This is a genomic window from Streptomyces sp. NPDC003691, assembly GCF_053981115.1.
In genome coordinates this window covers 22,703-41,912 of sequence record NZ_JBSFNQ010000022.1, presented here as the reverse complement: position 1 = coordinate 41,912, position 19,210 = coordinate 22,703, and the positions used below count along the sequence as shown (strand labels likewise).

Genomic DNA, 19,210 nt, shown 5'->3' with positions numbered 1-19,210 from the left:
AAGGATCCGTCACCGTGAAGGTCGCTCCTCCTTCTTCGGTCAGCCGCCGCAGCGCCGTCGCGCTCTTCTCTCGCCTGCGGACGGCGAAGGGACAGAGCGACCCGTTCCCCATCTACGCCGCCCTGCGGTCGATGGGCCCCGTGGTACCCGCCCCCTGGGGCGGTCATCTCGTCACCGGGTTCCAGCAGTGCGACTCCGTACTCCGCAGTCGCGACTGGCTGGAACCCGACCAGCAATGGCGGGCCCGCCAGGGCGCGGGCACCCGCTGGAACGCGCCGTCGGCCAGGGAGATGAGCCACACCCTGCCCGCGCTCAACGGACCCGACCACACCCGGGTCCGCCGGGCCGCCGGCTCGTTCGACCGCGGCACCGTCGAACGGATGGGCCGGCCGGTGAGCAGGCTGACCGACCGGCTCCTCGACACCCTGGTCGAACGGGTCCGGGACGGCGAGGCCGACTTCGCGGGCCTGGTCGCCGAGGAGCTGCCGGTACTCACCATCGGCTCCTGGCTGGGCCTGCCCGCCGCCGACCTGCCCCGGCTGCGGACCCTGACGCACGATCAGGTCTTCACCCAGGAACTGCTGCCGTCCGCCAGCCAGCTGGCGCTCTCGGACGCGGCCACCAAGGAACTGCGCGCCTACTTCACGGCCCTGGTGCGGGAGCGCCGGGCCCGCCCCGGCGACGACCCCGTCTCCCGCTGGATAGAGACCTGGGACGCCCTGGAGGCGGACCGTGAACGGGCCGACGAGGGCGTCTACTTCCTCGCCCTGTTCGTGCTGCTCGCCGCCCTGGAGACCACCTCCACAATGCTCTCCACCACCACCCTGCTGCTCCTCGAGCGCCCCGAGTGGTGGGACCGGCTGGCCACCCGGCCGGACCTGGTGCCCGCCTTCGTCGAGGAGTCGCTGCGCTACGATCCGCCGACCCAGGTGATCAGCCGGGTCGCCGCCGGGGACACCACCCTGGGGGACTACGACGTACGCCGGGACGAGATGGTCCATCTGATGGTGGCGGCGGCGCACCGCGACCCCGCGGCCCACCACGACCCGGAGCGGTTCGACCCGCTGCGCAAGCCCGCCCACCTCGCGTTCAGCGGGGGCATCCACTACTGCATGGGAGCCCCGCTGGCCCGGCTCGAAGCCCATATCCTGCTGCGCCGCCTCACCCGCCGCCTGCCCCGCCTCACGCTCGCGCGCCGCCCGTCCTGGGCGCCCCGCGTGGCGTTCCGGCGCCTGCTGAACCTGGACGTCACGCTCGCATGACCACCACCCTGCCCCTGCCCGGTCCGCCGGTGCTGCCGCCGCTCGCGGTCGCCGAGGACGGACCCGTCCTGCGTATCACCCTCGCCCCGGAGGGCGGTGACGGCACCCTCGGGACGGGCGCCGTCGACGCGCTCACCGCCCTGCTCGACACGCTCCACGACCGGCCCTCGATACGTGTCCTGGTGCTCGCTTCGGGCGCCCCCGACTTCTGCCTCGGCGCGGACCGCGAGGAGTACCGGGCGGCCCTCGCCGAAGACCCCACCGGTACCGCGCTGCGCCGGATCGTGGACCGCGCGCACCGGCTGTGCCGGGCCCTGGAGAGCGTCCCGGTGGTGACGATCGCCCGGCTGCACGGCCGGGTCGTCGGCGCGGGGCTGGCCCTCGCCGCGTTCTGCGATCTGCGGGCCGGCGCCGACACCTGCGGCTTCCGGATGCCCGAGGTGGGCCTCGGGCTGCCGCCCGCCTGGGGCGGCGCCCTCGGACGGCTGATCTCGGAGGCCGGGGCGGCCCGGATCCGCGAACTCATGCTCACCAGCGAGACCTTCGACGCGTACACCGCCGAACGGCTGGGCCTGCTCCACAAGGTGGTGCCCGCCGCGGACCTCGACCGGACCGTCGACGCCTGGGCCAGGCCGATCGCCCGCCGCTCCCCGGAGGCCCTCGCGCTGACGAAGCGGATGTTCGCCGGCTACGCGAGGGCGGACCGCTCCGCCGACCCGGGCCTGCTCGACGCGCATCTGCTGGCGGCGCAGCTGCGGGGGTAGTCCGCGGGGTAGGCCCAGGGGCCGAGCCCCGCGCCGGGCGCGCAGCGGCGCCCGGCGGCAGGCGCTCAGACCAGCAGGCGCAGCTTCAGCCCGGCGAGCCCCACCCGTACCGTCTGGCCCCAAGTCAGCTGGAGGGCGTCGCTCTCCACCCCGTCCCCGAACGCGACCAGCCGGTCCGACTCCACCGTGAGCCGGAGCCGTTCGCCGGGCCCGAGGGCGCCCTCGACCAGCGAGGTGCCGGTGGCGGGCGAGGGCCAGGCTTCCCGGACGTACCAGACCAGCCGCCGGTCCGTCGGTGCCGGGAGGGCCGTTCCGCCGCCGCGCTCGCGCCACAGCGAGCCCAGCCAGCCGGTTGCGCCCGTACCGGTGCCGACGAGTACCCCGGAGGACGCCTGCGCCTCCTCCGCGGGCCGGGTGCTGCCGCTCTTCAGGGACTGCGATTTCCCCGATTTCCCGGATTTCCCGGCGCCGGCTGTCCCGCGCTCGGATCCTTCGCCCCCGTGCCTTCCGTTCCCGGATCGTCCGGCACCGGCTGCTCCGCTCCCGGCCTTTCCGCCGCCGGTCGTTCCGCTTCCGGCCGGCCGACCGCCGGACGGTCCGTCGCTCCCCAGGCGGTACCGGGCCGTCCGGTGGCCCGGCGCGCCCAGGTAGATCTCGTTGAGCGCGCAGAGCCGTTGGCCGTCGTCCGCCTCCGCCTCCACCATGGTCAGTTCGTCGCACACCGCCCCGGCGGAGACCGCCGACGCCAGCAGCCGCGCCGTGTCGCCGGGGCGGTGCCGGACCAGTACGCCGATGCCCCGGCCCGGTTCGGGATCCACCCCGATCACCGGCTGTCCGCCGAGGTACTTCGCGGCATTGGCCACCAGCCCGTCCGCGCCGACCACCACGACCACGTCCTCCGGACCGAAGAGAAAGCGGTCCAGCTGGCCGCGCTCCACCCGTGCCTGGCGCCAGTTCAGCGGGACCGCGGCCGCCGTCGCGGCCAGCGCCCGGCGGGCGGTCTCGTGCCGTTCGGCGACCTCGGCGAGGCTCCGGCCCCGGGAGGAGAGGAAGAATCCGGCCTGCCCCGCGGTGCCGTGCCGGGCCAGCAACTGCTCGTACTCCGTGGTGCTGTGCACCAGGACCGCCCGCGGTGCCAGGCTCACGCCCCGGCCTCCGGGGCGTCCCCGCCGGGCCGCCCCAGCTTCGCCAGCAGCCCCGTGAGCACGTCCGGCGAGACGGTGAGGCTCTCGATATGCGGCAGGTTCTCGGCGAGCCGGGTGGCGGTCAGCGCGCGCAGGGCCGCCGGGTCGACCGCACCGTACGCCCGCAGCCAGGCCGCCTCGGCCGCCGCCCGCGCCTCGCCCAGCTCCCGGGCCGCCTCGGCCTCGGCCGCGGCGAGCCGCACCGTACGGGCCGCCTCGGCCTGCGCCTTTACGGCATCGGCGGCGGCCGCTTCCTCGGCCTCCCGGCGGGCGTTGGCGCCCCGCTGCTCCACCAGCCGCTCCTCCTGCCGGGCGAGTTCGATCCGGCTCGCCAGCTCGTTCTCGGCGATGGCGCGCTCGCGCTGGACGGCCACCGCCCGGCGCTCGTAGGTGGCGCGGTCGGCCTCCTGCTGGACGAGTTCGCGCGCCGGGGTGCGCAGGGCGCGTTCGACTTCCGGCTCGGGGCGGATGGCGATCACCCGTACGCCGACCACCGTCAGGCCGGTCTCCCCGAGCCGGGCCTCGGCCGCGAGCCCGGCCGCCATCCGGTCCCGTACCGCCGCGACCCCGTCGACCAGCGCGGCGGCCAGCGGGGTCCGGGAGAGGACGTCGAGCGCATGCTGCTGGGCGGTCTCGGAGAGCAGGGTGGACAACTGCTCCAGCGGTGCTCCGCGCCAGGCGCCGGTGTCCGGGTCGATGGAGAAGTCCAGCCGGGTGGCGGCCAGGGCGGGGTCCCCTATCCGGTACACCACGGTCGCCTGGACGGTGACGTCCTGGAAGTCCGAGGTCCTGGCGTGGAAGGCCATGGACTCCTCCCGGTCGTCGACCGGGACTTCGGAGAGCGCGGCCGACAGGGCCCGGTACCAGAAGCCGAGGCCGGGCCCGTCGTGGACCAGCCGTCCGCCGCGGTGGTGCCGGATATGGGAGGTGGGCGCGGAGCGCAGATGGCGCCAGCCGAGACGCCGGGTGATGTCGGCCATGCGGAAACCCCTTTTCGTCCCTCTGACCCTAATGAATCGGTACCTATCTCGTCAAGGTGACGAAATGGGGTGGTGGGAGCCTGACCGCTCCGTCCACGGGAGCGGTGTGCCCGGAGCCGGGACGACAGACCGCCGGGATCCGCACCCGAGCGGTACCGCGCAGGTGGGAGCCCCGTAGAGTGCGTCTCCGATACCCGTCCGGACCCCGAGGTGCCGCGCAGTGACCCCCGCCCCGCCCCCAGCCGATGCCGCCGCGACCGCGGCCGTGACCGTCGTCGGTATCGGTGCCGACGGCTGGGACGGCATCCCCGGTACCGCCCGGGCGGAACTCCTCGCCGCCGAGGTCCTGATCGGCGGTCCGCGCCAGCTGGACCTGCTGCCCGCCGAGTGCGCCGGGGAGCGGATCGCCTGGCCCTCGCCGCTGCGGCCCGCCGTACCCCGTCTGCTGGCCGGGCACTCCGGCCGCCGGATCGCCGTACTGGCCAGTGGCGACCCCATGTTCTACGGCATCGGGCGCGCCGTCTCCGAAGTGCTCGGCACCGGTGCCGTACGCGTGCTGCCGCACCCCTCCTCCGTCTCCTACGCCTGCGCCCGGCTCAACTGGCCCGTCGAGGACGTCGAGGTGGTCACCGCCGTCGGCCGCCCCACCGCCCGGATCGCGGCCGCCCTGCACCCCGGCCGCCGGCTGCTGGTGCTCAGCGCGGGCGCCGCCACGCCCGGAGAGGTCGCCGCCCTGCTGCGGGACCGCGGCTTCGGCCCGAGCCGGATCCGGGTCCTGGAACGGCTCGGCGGACCCGGCGAGCGGATCACCGGCGCCACGGCCGCCGACGACTGGCCGCCCGCGGACCCGCCGGGCGACCCCCTCAACATCGTTGCCGTGGAGTGCGACCGCGCCCCCGGCACCCTGCGCCTCGGCGCGGTCCCCGGCCTGCCGGACGAGGCGTACGAACACGACGGCCAGCTCACCAAGCGGCATATCCGGGCCGCCACCCTCGGGGTGCTGGCACCGGCCCTCGGCGAACTGCTCTGGGACATCGGCGGCGGCTCCGGCTCCATCGCCGTCGAATGGCTGCGGACGCATCCGTCCTGCCGGGCCGTCACCGTCGAACGCGACCCGGAGCGGGCCGCGCGCATCGCCCGCAACGCGGACCGGCTCGGCGTCCCGGGGCTGCGGGTGGTCACCGGCAGCGCCCCCGGGGCCCTCGCCGGACTGCCCCGGCCGGACGCCGTGTTCATCGGCGGCGGGCTCACCGCGCCTGGCCTCCTCGACGCCTGCTGGCAGGCCCTCGGGCCCGGCGGACGGCTGGTGGCCAACACGGTGACCCTGGAATCGGAGGCGCTGCTCGCCGCCGCCCACCGCCGCCACGGCGGCGAGCTGGTACGGCTGGCGACGGCGCGCGCGGTGCCCGTGGGCGGCTTCACCGGCTGGCGGCAGGCGATGCCGGTGACCCAGTGGGCGGTGGAGAAGCCGCCCGGCGGGAGCGGAGGCCCGGCAGCGGCGACCGAGACGTTCGAGACGGCAGGAGCAGAGAAATGACCGTGTACTTCATCGGCGCCGGGCCCGGCGCCGCCGACCTGATCACGGTGCGCGGCGCCCGGACCCTCGCCGCCTGCGGGGTCTGTCTCTACGCGGGCAGTCTGGTCCCCCGCGAACTGCTGGCCGAATGCCCGCCGGACGCCCGGCTGGTGGACACCGCGCAGCTCGACCTCGACCGGATCACCGCCGAGTTCGTCCGGGCCCACGAGGAGGGCCACGACGTCGCCCGCCTGCACTCCGGGGACCCCTCGGTGTTCAGCGCGGTCGCCGAACAGATGCGGCGGCTCGACGCGCTCGGCATTCCGTACGAGGTCGTCCCCGGTGTCCCCGCCTTCGCCGCGGCCGCCGCCGCCCTCAAGCGGGAGCTGACCGTCCCGACGGTCGGCCAGACCGTCGTCCTCACCCGGATCGCGCAGCGGGCCACCCCCATGCCCGAGGGCGAGGACCTCGCCACCCTCGGCCGCAGCGGCGCGCTGATCGTGCTGCACCTGGCCGCGCGATACGTCGACCGCGTGGTGGCGGAGCTGCTGCCGCACTACGGCGCCGACTGCCCCGCCGCCGTGGTCGCGTACGCCTCCCGGCCCGAGGAACTGATCATCCGGGGCACGCTCTCCGAGATCGCGGAGAAGGTGAAGGAGGCGGGGGTGCTGCGCACGGCCGTCATCATGGTCGGCCGCACCCTGGGCGCGGAGCAGTTCCGGGACAGCCACCTGTACTCGCCGGAGCGGGACCGGCACATCTGCTGAGCCGCGCGGAGCGGCGGTGGTAGCGGTGAGGGCCTGCCCCTTGCCCGCCCGCGCCGGGCCCGGCGAAGCCCCTCGCTCCGGCCGGGATCCTGGCCGGTCCGCCGGTCCAACCGGCCCTGCCCCCGGTCCCGGACGGACCACATCTCTCTCCCACCCCGACCGAAGGGATGCCACGATGCCGGGAACGGGTCCGCCGTGCACGTACTGATCCTCGGCGGCACCACCGAGGCCCGCCGGCTGGCCGAACTGCTGGCGGCCGCGCCGCTTCCAGGGCTGCGGGTGACGAACTCGCTCGCCGGGCGGGTGGCCGCGCCCAGACTGCCGCCGGGCGAGGTACGGATCGGCGGCTTCGGCGGCCCCGAGGGGCTCGCGCTCTGGCTCCGTACGCACGCGGTGGACGCCCTCGTGGACGCCACGCACCCCTTCGCCGGGACGATCAGCTTCAACGCGGCCCGGGCCGCGGCCCTCACCGGGCTCCCGCTGCTCGCGCTGCGGCGCCCGGGCTGGGCGCCGGTGGACGGCGACGACTGGCACGAGGCCGAGTCCCTGGAAGAAGCGGCGGAGCTGCTGCCCGCGCTGGGCGGGCGGGTCTTCCTGACCACCGGCCGTACGGGACTCGGGGCCTTCGCCGCCCTGGACGCCCTCTGGTTCCTGGTCCGCTCGGTCGACCCGCCCGAGGGCCCCCGGCCCCCGCACACCACCGTCCTGCTGGACCGGGGCCCGTTCACCCTGGACGGGGAGCGCGAGGTGCTGCGCCGCCACCGGATCGACGTGCTGGTCACCAAGGACAGCGGGGGAGCGGCCACCGCCCCGAAGCTGACGGCCGCCCGGGAGGCCGGACTCCCGGTCGTGGTGATCCGCAGACCCCCCGCACCGGAGGGCGTCCCGGTGGTCCCGGACCCGGAATCGGCAACCCGATGGCTCGCGGACACCCTCGCGCGGGGCGGCCGTACACCGTAGTCGGGGGTACCTTCCCGGACGCGGGCCGTTCACGCGGTCCCAACCGCTACGCCCCGGCCCCGGGGCCGGGGCATGAAGGGGCGCGGGGAACTGCGCGAACAGCCCATGACGGCCCGCAGCCGGCCGTCCAACCCCGGTGTTACGGCGCTGTCCGCATCGCGCTCGGTCCGAGGGGCCAGGCGGGTACTCGACCCGCCACGCCCTCCGGCACGGCTGCGGCACCGCGAGCGCCCCGCCCCGGAGGCCCCGGGTACCTCCAGCGGGAGGCGCCCCGGCGGGAGGCGCCCCGGCGGGAGGCGCCCCGGGCTCCGGTGGTGCCTACTCCTCCGGGTAGCGCCGCGGGGTCCAGACGATCTCCTCGCCGTCGCCCCGGCGGACCGTCCGGGTCTGGGAGGAGCCGACCAGCAGGATCGTCCGCATATCGACCTCGGCCGGGTCCAGCTCCGCGAGGCGTACGATCCGCACCCGCTCGCCGGAGCCGCCCACGTCCCGGGCGACGACCACGGGGGTGTCCGGGGCCCGGTGCTCCAGCAGCAGGTCACGGGCCTTGCCGACCTGCCAGGTCCGGCTGCGGGAGCCCGGGTTGTACAGCGCCAGCACCAGATCCGCGGCGGCGGCCGCGCGGAGCCGTCCGGCGATGACCTCCCACGGCTTGAGCCGGTCCGAGAGGGAGATCGTCGCGTAGTCGTGGCCCAGCGGGGCGCCCGCCCGGGCGGCGGCGGCGTTGGCCGCGGTCACCCCGGGCAGTACCCGTACCGGCACCTCCGCGTACTCCTCGGCGGACGCCGCCTCCAGGACGGCCGTGGCCATCGCGAAGATCCCGGGATCGCCGCCGGAGACGACGGCCACCCGCCTGCCCCGCCGGGCCAGTTGCAGGGCGAACTCGGCCCGCTCCGCCTCGACCCGGTTGTCGGAGCCGTGGCGGCGCTGGCCGTGCCGGACCGGCACCCGGTCCAGATAGGTGGTGTAGCCGACCAGGTCGTCGGCGGCGGCGAGGGCGCCGCGGCTCTCGGGCGTCAGCCAGAGCGGGCCCGCGGGCCCGGTGCCGACCACCACGACCTCACCGCTGCCACCGGCACCCGCACCCGTGCCCGCACCGGTATCCGCACCCGCGGCCGGGGCGCTGCCCGGGGCGTCGCCGGGTCCGGCGGCCACCGGCTCCTCCGCATCCCCCGCAGAGGCCCCGGCGGGAGCCATCGCGCCGATCCGGCTCGGCAGTACCGCCACCGAGAAGTACGGGACCGACTCCTCCGCCACCTCGGCGAGAGGGGCCAGCCGCTCCCCGGCCATCGTGGCCCGCTCCACGTACCGGGCCTCCGCCAGCCGGCCCGAGGCCTCCAGTGCCCGGCGGACCTTGGGGAAGGTACGGCCCAGTTTCATCACCACGGCCGCGTCGGTGGCCGCCAGACGTGCCGTCAGCTCCTCCTCGGGCAGCGTGCCCGGCAGGATCGTCAGCACCTCCTCGGCCTCGGCGAGCGGGGTGCCCAGCCGGGCCGCCGCGGCCGATACCGAGGTCACCCCGGGGATGACCTCGGTGTCGTAGCGGTCGGCGAGCCGCTTGTGCATATGCATATAGGAGCCGTAGAAGAGCGGGTCGCCCTCGGCCAGGACCGCGACCGTACGGCCCGCGTCCAGATGCACGGCGAGCCGGGCGGCGGCCTCCGTGTAGAAGTCCTCCATCGCGCCCCGGTAGCCCCCGGGGTGATCGGTGGTCTCGGTGGTGACGGGATAGACCAGCGCCTCCTCGACCTGGTCCGCGCGGAGGTGTTCCGCCGCGATGGAGCGGGCGATGGAACGCCCGTGGCGGGCGCTGTGATAGGCGACCACATCCGCTTCGGCGATCGCCCGCACGGCCTTCACGGTCATCAGGGAGGGGTCACCGGGGCCGAGCCCCACCCCGTACAGCTTGCCGCTCACTCTTCCTCGCTCGCGATCGCGTTGAGCGCGGCGGCGGCGATCGCGCTGCCACCGCGCCTGCCCCGTACGACCAGGTGCTCCAGGCCGGACGGATGGTCGGCCAGGGCGTCCTTGGACTCGGCCGCGCCGATGAAGCCGACGGGCACCCCGATGACGGCGGCCGGCCGGGGCCCGCCCTCGTCGATCATCTCCAGCAGGCGGAAGAGCGCGGTCGGCGCGTTGCCGACGGCGACCACGGCACCTTCCAGCCGGTCGCGCCACAGCTCCATCGCCGCGGCGCTGCGGGTGGTTCCGAGCTTCGCTGCCAGCGCGGGCACGGCGGGATCGCCGAGGGTGCAGACGACGTCGTTGTCCGCGGGCAGCCGTTTGCGGGTCACCCCGCTGGCGACCATCTGCACATCGCAGAAGATCGGCGCACCGGCGTGCAGCGCCTCCCGGGCGCGGGCGACCGCACCGGGGGAGTACGCGAGGTCGCGCACCAGGTCGACCATGCCGCAGGCGTGGATCATGCGGACCGCGACCCGGCTGACGTCGGCGGGCAGGGCGGAAAGCTCCGCCTCCGCGCGAATGGTGGCGAAGGACCGGCGGTATATCTCCGCCCCGTCCTTCTCGTAGTCGTACGTGGTCACGGTGTTCTTCTCGCTGCTCTCGGTCGTGGTACGGCTGTCGTGGGGTTCATGGGGCGAGGTCCGCCAGGGCGTCGGCGAGCCGGGCGGGGTCCTCCAGGAAAGCGGTCCCGGGCGGGTGGCCCGGGCCGCCGGTGCTCAGGCGGTAGCCGCCGTCTTCGGCGGCGACCGCGTCGATCCGGTCGCCGGGCGGGTGCCCGCAGCGGCGTTCGCAGCCCGACCAGTACAGCGGCAGGGCCGAACGGCCCGCGGCGGCCAGGCCGCGGACGGCGTCCGCCCGGACGTCCGAGCGGGAGCGGGCGCAGCCGGGGCTGCCGATACAGGCGCCGACCCGGAGCCAGGGGGATCCGGGGTCGGTGACAAGACCGGCGCGGGAGAGTCGGCCGAGGGCGGCGGAGGCGTCCGCGGGGCCGAGCCCCGGGACCGGGACGACGAGGCCGCGCCACGGTGTGAGCCGCAGCTCGCCCGCCGGGGTGTCCGCGGCGATGTCCGCCGCCTCCTGCCACTGGGCGGCGGTGAGCACGCCCAGCGGGGCCTGCGCACAGAGGGCGGACCCGGTGATTCCGGGGGTGGGGGCGCCGGTACCGTACCCGGGCTCCGGCGCGGGCTCCGGTGCCGAGACGATGCCGTGGTCGGCGAGGGCGGTGCGGGCGAGCCGGAGGAACGCGCCCGGCGGAAGGTCCAGTTCGGCGATCCGCCAGACCCGGGAGCCGGACTCCCGTACGGTTCGCAGGAACGCTTCTGCGGTCAGCAGCGCGGCGCGCGGGGCGTCGGCCCCGGAGATCCGCAGCACGTCGCCGGAGCCGTGGCCCGAGCCGGGCGCGCCCACCCTGAGCAGGGCGTCCCCGGCACCTCCGAGGGGGCCGAGGTCCCCGGCGCCCCGGGTGCGTCCCGGCTCACCGGCGGATCCGGCCCCGGCGACGGCCGCGGCGTCTCCACCGCCCCCGGCGTCCCCAGATCCTTCGAGGCTCCCGGCATCCCCGAGCGACCGGGCGTATCCGTCCCCGGAGCCCCCGGAGCCCCTACCGCCCCCGGCGTCTCCGCCCGCGACCGCCCGTACCGTCACATCGGCGCCCAGCGCCGCCACGTCCCCGCGACCGTCGTCGAGCGCGAACAGGAACCGGCCCGACAGCGCCCGCGCCGCCGGGCTCGCGCACACCGCCGCGTCCAGGGCGGTCAGCCAGGGCCGGACGTCCCGCACCCCGCCGCCCCCGCTGCCGGCACCGTCACCGCCGCCGTCCAGACCGGACAGCGGCGAGGCGACGATATTGCGGACCCGTTCGTGCTCCGGCGACGGCAGCAGCCCGGCGGCGTCCAGCACCGCGGCCAGCTCCGCACCGCAGCCCCCGCGCAGCCCCCGCAGCTGCACATTGCCCCGCGAGGTCAGATGGAGCGCGCCGTCGCCCAGCCGCAGGGCCGCGTCCAGCAGCGCCCGGGCCTGCGCGACGGTGACCACACCGCCGGGCACCCGGACCCGGGCGAGCGCCCCGTCGTCCGCGTCGTGCAGCTTCAAAGTGCCCGGGCATGCGTCGCCCCGGTCCCGCGAGACCGCTGTGGCCTGGGACGACGGAGGGAAGGGGGCCGTGGACATGGCGGCGAGCATACCGACCATCACATCCGATGCACCCTCCACCCTTTCCGGCCGCGGCCCTTACTATGCTCATCGGCGGACCATCCGGTCCGCCATCGCCACGACGGCGACAGGGGAGGAAGCCCGGTGCGAATCCGGCGCGGTCCCGCCACTGTGAGCCCGGCCCGAAGGGGCCGCGCGAGCCAGGAACTCCCGCCGTCCGAACACCGCCCGGGGCGCGGACCCCGAGGAAGGCCAGGCGCCGCATGATCCTGCTCCTGTCGACGTCCGACACCGACCTGCTCAGCGCCCGGGCGGCGGGCGGCCCGGTGCCGTACCGGTACGCCAACCCCGCCCGGCTCCCGCTCGATGACCTGCCCGCCCTCCTCGAAGGCGTCGACCTCGTCGTCGTACGGCTCCTCGGCGGCCTGCGGGCCTGGCAGGACGGTCTGGACCTGCTGCTCGGCGAGGAGTCCGGCGGCGGCCGCCCGGTGGTCGTCCTCACCGGCGAACAGGCCCCCGACGCCTCGCTGATGGCCGCCTCCACCGTCCCCGTCGGCATCGCCGCCGAGGCCCACGCCTATCTGGCCCACGGCGGTCCGGCCAATCTGGAGCAGCTCGCCCGCTTCCTCTCCGACACGGTGCTCCTCACCGGCCACGGCTTCGACGCTCCCGCGTCCGCCCCCACCTGGGGGCCGCTGGAGCGCACCGCCCGGCCGGACGCCGCCGGACCCGTGATCGCGGTGCTCTACTACCGCGCCCACCACATGAGCGGCAACACCGCCTTCGTGCATGCCCTGTGCGACGCCGTCGAGGAGGCGGGCGGCCGCCCGCTGCCGCTGTACGTGGCCTCCCTCCGCGCCCCCGAGGCCGAGCTGATCGACGCCCTGCGGGCCGCCGACGCCGTCGTCACCACGGTCCTCGCCGCGGGCGGTACCCGCCCCGCCGACGCGTCCGCGGGCGGCGACGACGAGTCCTGGGACGCGGGGGCCCTCACCCGCCTCGACGTACCCGTCCTCCAGGCCCTGTGCCTCACCGGCTCCCGGTCCGTCTGGGAGGAGAACGACGAGGGCGTCTCCCCGCTCGACGCCGCCGGGCAGATAGCCGTGCCCGAGTTCGACGGCCGCCTGATCACGGTCCCGTTCTCCTTCAAGGAGATCGACCCCGAGGGCCTCCCGGTGTACGTCGCCGACCCCGAGCGCGCCGCCCGCGTCGCCGGAATCGCGCTGCGCCACGCCCGCCTCCGCCATATCCCGGCCGCCGAGAAGCGGATCGCACTCGTCCTCTCCGCCTATCCGACCAAGCACTCCCGGATCGGCAACGCCGTCGGACTCGACACCCCCGCCAGCGCCGTCGCCCTGCTCCGCAGGCTGCGCGAGGAGGGCTACGACTTCGGCACCACCGACATCCCCGGACTCGCCTCCGGCGACGGCGACGAACTCATCCGCGCCCTCATCGAGGCCGGCGGCCACGACCAGGACTGGCTCACCGAGGAGCAGCTCGCCCGCAACCCGGTCCGGATCCCCGCCGCCGACTACCGCCGCTGGTACGCCGCCCTGCCCGGCGGACTCCGCGAGGCCGTCGAGGAGCACTGGGGCCCGGCGCCGGGCGAGATGTTCGTCGACCGCAGCGCCAACCCCGACGGCGATATCGTCCTGGCGGCCCTGCGCTACGGCAATCTGCTGATCCTCATCCAGCCCCCGCGCGGCTTCGGCGAGAACCCGGTCGCCATCTACCACGACCCCGACCTGCCGCCGTCGCACCACTATCTGGCCGCCTACCGCTGGATCGCCGCCTCCGCCGCGGACGGCGGCTTCGGCGCCGACGCCATGATCCACCTCGGGAAGCACGGCAATCTGGAGTGGCTGCCCGGCAAGAACGCCGGACTCTCCGCCGCCTGCGGGCCCGACGCCGCCCTCGGCGATCTGCCGCTGGTCTACCCCTTCCTGGTCAACGACCCGGGCGAGGGCACCCAGGCCAAGCGCCGGGTCCACGCCACCCTCGTCGACCACCTCGTGCCGCCGATGGCCCGCGCCGACTCCTACGGCGACATCGCCCGGCTGGAACAGCTCCTCGACGAGTACGCCCAGATCTCCTCCATGGACCCGGCCAAGCTCCCGGCGATCCGCGCCCAGATCTGGACCCTCATCCAGGCCGCCCGGCTCGACCACGACCTCGGCCTGGCGAACCGCCCCGACGACGACGGCTTCGACGACTTCCTGCTCCATGTCGACGGCTGGCTGTGCGAGGTCAAGGACGCCCAGATCCGGGACGGCCTCCATGTCCTGGGCGCCGCGCCGGCCGGCGCCGACCGGGTCAATCTGGTCCTCGCCATCCTCCGCGCCCGCCAGATCTGGGGCGGCAGCACCGCCCTGCCGGGGCTGCGCGAGGCCCTCGGCCTCGACGAGTCCGCCGCCACCCGCACCACGGCCGACGCCGCGGAGGAGCGGGCCCGGGCCCTCGTCCAGGCGATGGACGACGCCGACTGGGACCCGGCGGCCGTGCCCACCGAGCACGGCGAGGAGGTCGCCGCCGTACTGACGTTCGCCGCCCGCGAGGTCGTCCCCCGGCTGGCCGGCACCACCGCCGAACTCGACCACACGGTGCACGCCCTGAACGGCGGCTTCGTCCCCGCCGGACCCTCGGGCTCCCCGCTGCGCGGACTGGTCAACACCCTCCCGACCGGCCGTAACTTCTACTCCGTCGACCCCAAGGCGGTCCCCTCCCGCCTCGCCTGGGAGACCGGCCAGGCCCTCGCCGACTCCCTTCTCCAGCGGTACCGCGCCGACAACGGCACCTGGCCCACCTCCGTCGGCCTCTCCCTCTGGGGCACCAGCGCCATGCGCACCGCGGGCGACGACATCGCCGAGGCCCTCGCCCTGCTCGGGGTCCGGCCCGTCTGGGACGACGCCTCCCGCCGGGTGACCGGCCTGGAAGCGATCCCGTACGAGGAGCTCGGCCGCCCCCGGATCGACGTCACCCTGCGGATCTCGGGCTTCTTCCGCGATGCCTTCCCGCACGCCGTCGGCCTCCTCGACGATGCGGTACGCCTCGCCGCCGGGCTCGACGAGCCCGAGGAGCGCAACCATGTCCGCGCCCATGTCCGGGCCGATCTCGCGGAACACGGCGACGAACGCCGCGCCACCACCCGGATCTTCGGCTCCCGCCCCGGCACCTACGGAGCCGGACTCCTCCAGCTCATCGACTCCCGGGACTGGCGCACCGACGCCGACCTGGCCGAGGTCTACACGGTCTGGGGCGGCTACGCCTACGGCCGCGGCCTCGACGGCAGGCCCGCCCGCGACGAGATGGAGACGGCGTACCGCAGGATCGCGGTCGCGGCCAAGAACACCGACACCCGCGAACACGACATCGCCGACTCCGACGACTACTTCCAGTACCACGGCGGCATGGTGGCCACCGTCCGCGCCCTGCGCGGCACCGCCCCCGAGGCGTACATCGGCGACTCCACCCGTCCCGAGACCGTCCGCACCCGCACCCTGGTCGAGGAGGTGTCCAGGGTCTTCCGCGCCCGGGTCGTCAACCCCAAGTGGATCGAGGCGATGCGCCGCCACGGCTACAAGGGCGCCTTCGAACTCGCCGCCACCGTCGACTACCTCTTCGGCTACGACGCGACCACGGGCGTCGTGGCGGACTGGATGTACGACAAGCTGACCGAGGAGTACGTGCTGGATCCGGTCAACCGGGAGTTCCTCCAGCAGGCCAACCCCTGGGCCCTGCACGGTATCGCCGAACGGCTGCTGGAGGCGGAGTCGCGCGGTATGTGGGAGAAGCCGGACCCCGCGGTGCTGGAGGCGCTGCGCCAGGCGTACCTGGAGACCGAGGGCGCGCTGGAGGGCGAGGACTGAGGGGCCCGCCCCGCCCCCCGGCGGGACGCGCACCCTCCCGGGACGGGCGGGCCTCCGGCCGTATTGCAGACGGCCGGAGGCCCGTTCCCGGCCCCTCTTGTTCCCCTTTTGCCACTCCGTGCTCACCCGGCTCGCGCGCCGGGCTCCGGCTCCGGCTACGTCGCCGTTTCCGCCCCCGCTTCAGCTTTCCGTCAGGCGGCGTCCGGCCGCCAGTCGAACGGGAAGTGCTTGCTGGACCCGCCGCGGTACTCGGCGGAGAAGTCGAAGCCCTCGGCACGGTCGTCGTTCACCACGCCCCAGGTCGCGATCTGGCCGGGCCCCACCTCCGCCCCCGGTGCGTTGATCAGCTGTACCCGGCGGTTCGGGTCCGCGGTGGGTCCGGTCAGCGCGGTGGCCCCCACGCTCACCTTGTCGGAGACGGTCGCCCGCCAGTACCCGAGATCGTCCGCCGCGTCCCAGCGGATCGGGGCGTACTGCACATCGCGCACCTCGGTGATCAGCGAGCCGAACTTGCCCGGCCAGCCGCCGACATTGCCGCGGAAGATCTCCTCCAGCGCGTCGCGCTGCTCCTGCGTCCCCTTCGCGTCGATGTAGAACATCGCCGTCATGGTGGCGTCGGGGTCGTCCACCCACATGTTCCCGTGGAACTCGCCGAGCGCCACGATCCCCAGGCCGTCCAGCCGCACATCGCCGAAGTGCCCCTCGTGGATCTGCCAGACCAGGGTGAACCGGCAGGTGCCGCCGGTCGGAGCCTGCGCGAAGGTGCACGGACAGGGCATCGAGCAACTACAGACGTCGAACCACTCGCCCTTGAGGTGCCAGTTCGATGCGCTCATAGGCCTTCCCCTCCATTGTGATACCCCGGTGGGGTATGCATACAAGGAGGCTAAGCCGGGGTCCGTGGCCGTGTCAAATACCCGCAGGGGGTATGGAGTTGAGGGCGTCCGTGCACCCGGAGCGCGGGCGCACCGCCGCACCGGAAGCGCGGCGGTGCGCCCGGGGTCCCGTACCCCGGTGGTTGCTAGCTGCCGGAACCCGGGGTCGGCGCGATCACGATCGGCTCCTCGGCCAACTGGACGGCCGGCCTGACCGCGGGCACCGGCCGCAGCCAGGGGGCCGGGGTGTCCGGGACCTCCTCGACGGACCAGTCCCGGCAGGTCCGGTCGATCACCAGCGCCCGGAGCGTGAGGGTGCCGTCCGGGGCGATGTGCATCCGGAGGAATCCCGTACGGTCGTCGACGGACTGCCCCGACATCTGCCAGTCGGCGACCGCGCCGGTCCGGGTCCACAGCACCCACCAGGCGAAGAACTGGGAGCCGGGGAGGGCGCCGGACACCGCGCCGACGGCCAGCAGCATCGCCAGGAGGGCGAAGCCCTTCCAGGACGGGGGCACCGCACCGGCCAGGGCGACGGCGGCGGCCAGTGTCCCGACGGCGAGCGCCAGCTGGCACACCGCCGGTACGGACGGTACGAGGAGCTTCTTCGCCCGTCCCGGCGGAGCCGCCCGCCCGGCCGGGCCCAGCAGCGCGGTCAGGGCGAACAGCCCGGCACTCGCGATCAGCAGCCCGGACAGATCCCCGGAGTCGGCGCCGCGCAGGGCGTCCGCGGGGTTTCGCCGGCCTTCCGCCAGCGCGAACACCCCGCTGACCAGCAGGACGAGTACCGCCTGCAGGGTCGCCGCCAGTGCGGCGAACCCGGGGTTCCGGCGCGGCAGCCAGTGCCGTGACCAGGGCCGGGCTATCGCCCGCGCCAGCGACCGGGACTCCGCGGCGGCGGGATACGTCCGGGCCAGCGCGAAGTCGTCCGGCGGGCTGTCCTTCTCCCGCATCCGGGAACCGGCGGGCGGCAGTGCCAGGGCCGCCGGCAGCTCGTGCGTGGATGCCAGATAGGCGCCGCCGAGACCGCAGGTCACCAGCTGGCGCCGCAGGGGGTCCGGCGGCAGGCCGCCGCCGGATCCGGGCGGGTCGCCCGGGAGCCGCTCCTCGTAGCGGGCGTAGTGGTGCTTGTCGCCGGTCAGCCAGAGCCGTATGGACGCGCCCGTCTCCGAACGCGTCCCGGTCTTCCGGTCGTACGAGGTCCGGACGATGTTCCGGTCGAACCAGTGCAGCGAGTTGAAGGCGTCGGGGTCCTCGGCGCTCTTCACCCAGGTGGGCGCCGCGTAGCAGACGATCACACTGTCGCCCGGTTCCAGCAGCGGCGACAGATGGGTCTCGAAGTAGCGCCGCTGCGGATCGTCTATGTACGAGCCGAGCTGGCTGTCCAGCCCCACCAGCCACCAGCGCCGGGGCAGCTTCACCGCGAAGTAGCTGCGGGTCTGCCGGGTCTCCCAGCCGCCGATGCGCTGGCCCTGGACGAAGATCCGCAGAAAGGCGGTGAGGCCGTCGTACCAGTCGTGGTTGCCCGGCAGCGCGACCATCAGCGGCTGGTCCGGGGCCGACGGGAGCGCGGCCCGGTAGGGCCCTTTCATCCGGTCCTCGTAGGCCGTGGTCGACGCCACCGGATATACCTGGTCCCCGCCGAGGACCAGCAGGGAACCGCGGGGGAGCGTGCCCCCGGTTTCCGTGGCGCCGCCGGGCCCGGCGACCGGGAGTTCGGCCGCCGCCAGGGCGGTCGCCACCGTATAGGTCGATTCGAAGCCGTCCCCGAGGTCGGCCACGAAGTCGAACCAGAGCTCCTCCGCACCGGGGTCCGCCAGCGGCGCCCGCAGCAGACCGGCCTCCAGCGCGCCCTGTATTTCGCGCTTGTCCGAGTAGCCGGCGAACACGGCGGCCAGTGCCACCTTGACTCCCGTACGGGCCAGTTCCCGCGGAGCCAGCCAGCGGACCGGTTTCTGCGGGGTGAAACGGAGTTCCGCCGCCTGCCCGCGCAGTTCGTCGATGTTCACGGTGCTTCCTCCGTCGGCCCGGGGCGCTCGTCCGCCCCTCGTCACAAGGGGGACCAGGGTAGGACGCGCTGTCCGTACACGTCCCAGAGCCTGCCGAAGAAGAAGCGGCCGAAGCGCCCCAGCACCGCGGCCCTGGCGGGCAGCGTCTCCGCTTCGGCCCGGAAGGTGGTGAGTTGCCGGACGAAGTCGGCGGGACGGATATGCACGCTGCCCGACGCCACCTGTTCGGCCGCGGCCTCCCCGCCGGCCTCGATATGGCTCGATATGGCCGCGGAGGATACGGGTGCGGAGGACGGACGTGTCCCGCCAGATACCGCGCCGGGAGTCCTCGTCGACGTCCTTGTGTCCGCTGAGGGCGAGCGGATGACCGGCCCGGATCAGCGCCGCGGCAGGGGCGGCGGCGAGACGGCCAGGGTGAAGGAGTGGCCCGCCGGGTCGGAGTAGACACGCGCTTCGCGGGGACCGCCCTTCCCCTCGCTGTCGACCGGCCTCGCCCCGAGCCCGATCGCCTCGCGCTCCGCCTCGTCGAGGTCCTCCCGCGCCACCAGGATCCGCAGATGGGCCTGGAGCGCGTCCTCGGGGCGGGGCCAGCTGGGCGGGGCGTGGCCGGGGTCCCGGCGGATGGCCAGATGGACGCCCCGGTGTCCGATGATCTCGATGAACTCGGGGTCGGGGCCGGGACGGACCTCCGCGTCCAGGAGACCGGCGTAGAACTCCGCCAGCGCCAGGGGATCCGTGCAGTCCAGAACGAGCACGCTTGTCTTCTTCACAGCCATGACGCGCGCCTACCCGCCCGGGCCCCGGGCACTCCCCGGCACGGCCCGCTCCCCGCCCGCCGCCGGGCCCAGTGGGCGGTGCTCGCTCACCGATCTTCCCCGTTCCGGAAATTACCCCTTGCGGGAATACCCCCG

The 19,210-nt window shown here is 74.9% G+C and carries 15 protein-coding genes and 1 riboswitch; of the genes, 6 read left to right on the top strand and 9 right to left on the bottom strand.

Annotation, left to right across the window (positions count from 1 at the left end; translation table 11 throughout):
* Window positions 1–14 precede the first annotated feature (14 nt).
* Both ACWDR0_RS13655 and ACWDR0_RS13650 read left to right on the top strand, forming a co-directional pair.
* On the top strand, window positions 15–1,262 hold the full coding sequence (locus tag ACWDR0_RS13655) for a cytochrome P450 (RefSeq protein WP_456351837.1): 1,248 nt from the start codon (window positions 15–17) through the stop codon (window positions 1,260–1,262).
* The gene (locus ACWDR0_RS13650; RefSeq protein ID WP_456351836.1) at window positions 1,259–2,026 is read left to right on the top strand and encodes an enoyl-CoA hydratase/isomerase family protein; all 768 of its coding nucleotides are present in this window, start codon (window positions 1,259–1,261) and stop codon (window positions 2,024–2,026) included. Before ACWDR0_RS13655 ends, ACWDR0_RS13650 begins: the two co-directional genes overlap by 4 nt.
* Before the next feature lie 65 nt (window positions 2,027–2,091).
* On the opposite strand, the gene ACWDR0_RS13645 is transcribed toward ACWDR0_RS13650, so the two are convergent.
* The gene (locus tag ACWDR0_RS13645; RefSeq protein ID WP_456351835.1) at window positions 2,092–3,171 is read right to left on the bottom strand and encodes a hypothetical protein; all 1,080 of its coding nucleotides are present in this window, start codon (window positions 3,169–3,171) and stop codon (window positions 2,092–2,094) included.
* Window positions 3,168–4,190 carry an SPFH domain-containing protein gene (locus ACWDR0_RS13640; protein ID WP_456351834.1) on the bottom strand — a complete coding sequence of 341 codons (1,023 nt, stop codon included), beginning with the start codon at window positions 4,188–4,190 and terminating at the stop codon, window positions 3,168–3,170. Before ACWDR0_RS13640 ends, ACWDR0_RS13645 begins: the two co-directional genes overlap by 4 nt.
* A 220-nt stretch (window positions 4,191–4,410) precedes the next feature.
* On the opposite strand from ACWDR0_RS13640, the gene cbiE reads away from it, so the two are divergent.
* The 3 genes from cbiE (at window position 4,411) to ACWDR0_RS13625 (ending at window position 7,433) form a co-directional block, all read left to right on the top strand.
* Complete coding sequence (gene cbiE / locus ACWDR0_RS13635) at window positions 4,411–5,727, top strand: precorrin-6y C5,15-methyltransferase (decarboxylating) subunit CbiE (RefSeq protein WP_456351833.1); 1,317 nt, start codon at window positions 4,411–4,413, stop codon at window positions 5,725–5,727.
* Entirely contained in the window at window positions 5,724–6,473 is a 750-nt protein-coding gene (gene cobM, locus ACWDR0_RS13630; RefSeq protein ID WP_456351832.1) for a precorrin-4 C(11)-methyltransferase, read from the top strand. Before cbiE ends, cobM begins: the two co-directional genes overlap by 4 nt.
* A 195-nt stretch (window positions 6,474–6,668) precedes the next feature.
* A complete protein-coding gene (locus ACWDR0_RS13625) occupies window positions 6,669–7,433 on the top strand; it encodes a cobalt-precorrin-6A reductase (RefSeq protein WP_456351831.1) in 765 nt (254 codons plus the stop codon).
* A 318-nt stretch (window positions 7,434–7,751) separates the two neighbouring features.
* Here the strand turns inward: ACWDR0_RS13625 and ACWDR0_RS13620 are convergent, their stop codons facing one another.
* The 3 genes from ACWDR0_RS13620 to ACWDR0_RS13610 are packed head-to-tail and all read right to left on the bottom strand — an operon-like array spanning window position 7,752 to window position 11,579.
* Window positions 7,752–9,350 carry a precorrin-2 C(20)-methyltransferase gene (locus ACWDR0_RS13620; RefSeq protein ID WP_456351830.1) on the bottom strand — a complete coding sequence of 533 codons (1,599 nt, stop codon included), beginning with the start codon at window positions 9,348–9,350 and terminating at the stop codon, window positions 7,752–7,754.
* Window positions 9,347–9,979, bottom strand: coding sequence for a precorrin-8X methylmutase (locus ACWDR0_RS13615; RefSeq protein ID WP_456351829.1), 633 nt, complete (start codon window positions 9,977–9,979; stop codon window positions 9,347–9,349). Before ACWDR0_RS13615 ends, ACWDR0_RS13620 begins: the two co-directional genes overlap by 4 nt.
* 46 nt (window positions 9,980–10,025) lie before the next feature.
* Window positions 10,026–11,579 carry a cobalamin biosynthesis protein CobG gene (locus tag ACWDR0_RS13610; protein WP_456351828.1) on the bottom strand — a complete coding sequence of 518 codons (1,554 nt, stop codon included), beginning with the start codon at window positions 11,577–11,579 and terminating at the stop codon, window positions 10,026–10,028.
* A gap of 103 nt (window positions 11,580–11,682) precedes the next feature.
* Window positions 11,683–11,759: riboswitch (cobalamin riboswitch) on the top strand.
* A gap of 53 nt (window positions 11,760–11,812) precedes the next feature.
* Here ACWDR0_RS13610 and cobN point away from each other — a divergent pair.
* Complete coding sequence (cobN, locus tag ACWDR0_RS13605; RefSeq protein WP_456351827.1) at window positions 11,813–15,415, top strand: cobaltochelatase subunit CobN; 3,603 nt, start codon at window positions 11,813–11,815, stop codon at window positions 15,413–15,415.
* Between the two features lie 191 nt (window positions 15,416–15,606).
* On the opposite strand, the gene ACWDR0_RS13600 is transcribed toward cobN, so the two are convergent.
* The 4 genes from ACWDR0_RS13600 to ACWDR0_RS13585 form a co-directional block, all read right to left on the bottom strand.
* A complete protein-coding gene (locus tag ACWDR0_RS13600; RefSeq protein ID WP_456351826.1) occupies window positions 15,607–16,251 on the bottom strand; it encodes a DUF1326 domain-containing protein in 645 nt (214 codons plus the stop codon).
* A gap of 185 nt (window positions 16,252–16,436) precedes the next feature.
* Complete coding sequence (locus ACWDR0_RS13595) at window positions 16,437–18,299, bottom strand: hypothetical protein (protein ID WP_456351825.1); 1,863 nt, start codon at window positions 18,297–18,299, stop codon at window positions 16,437–16,439.
* A 41-nt stretch (window positions 18,300–18,340) separates the two neighbouring features.
* The gene (locus tag ACWDR0_RS13590; RefSeq protein ID WP_456351824.1) at window positions 18,341–18,505 is read right to left on the bottom strand and encodes a hypothetical protein; all 165 of its coding nucleotides are present in this window, start codon (window positions 18,503–18,505) and stop codon (window positions 18,341–18,343) included.
* 171 nt (window positions 18,506–18,676) lie between these two features.
* Window positions 18,677–19,075, bottom strand: a complete 399-nt coding sequence (locus ACWDR0_RS13585; protein WP_456351823.1) for a VOC family protein — start codon at window positions 19,073–19,075, stop codon at window positions 18,677–18,679.
* Window positions 19,076–19,210 lie beyond the last annotated feature (135 nt).

What these genes read in the sequence shown, in the direction of transcription:
- ACWDR0_RS13640 (WP_456351834.1), bottom strand. Translation starts at nt 4,190, where the DNA reads ATGGCCGACATCACCCGGCGTCTCGGCTGGCGCCATCTGCGCTCCGCG.
- ACWDR0_RS13610 (WP_456351828.1), bottom strand. Translation starts at nt 11,579, where the DNA reads ATGCTCGCCGCCATGTCCACGGCCCCCTTCCCTCCGTCGTCCCAGGCC.
- ACWDR0_RS13585 (WP_456351823.1), bottom strand. Translation starts at nt 19,075, where the DNA reads ATGGCTGTGAAGAAGACAAGCGTGCTCGTTCTGGACTGCACGGATCCC.
- ACWDR0_RS13650 (WP_456351836.1), top strand. Translation starts at nt 1,259, where the DNA reads ATGACCACCACCCTGCCCCTGCCCGGTCCGCCGGTGCTGCCGCCGCTC.
- cobM (WP_456351832.1), top strand. Translation starts at nt 5,724, where the DNA reads ATGACCGTGTACTTCATCGGCGCCGGGCCCGGCGCCGCCGACCTGATC.
- cobN (WP_456351827.1), top strand. Translation starts at nt 11,813, where the DNA reads ATGATCCTGCTCCTGTCGACGTCCGACACCGACCTGCTCAGCGCCCGG.
- ACWDR0_RS13600 (WP_456351826.1), bottom strand. Translation starts at nt 16,251, where the DNA reads ATGAGCGCATCGAACTGGCACCTCAAGGGCGAGTGGTTCGACGTCTGT.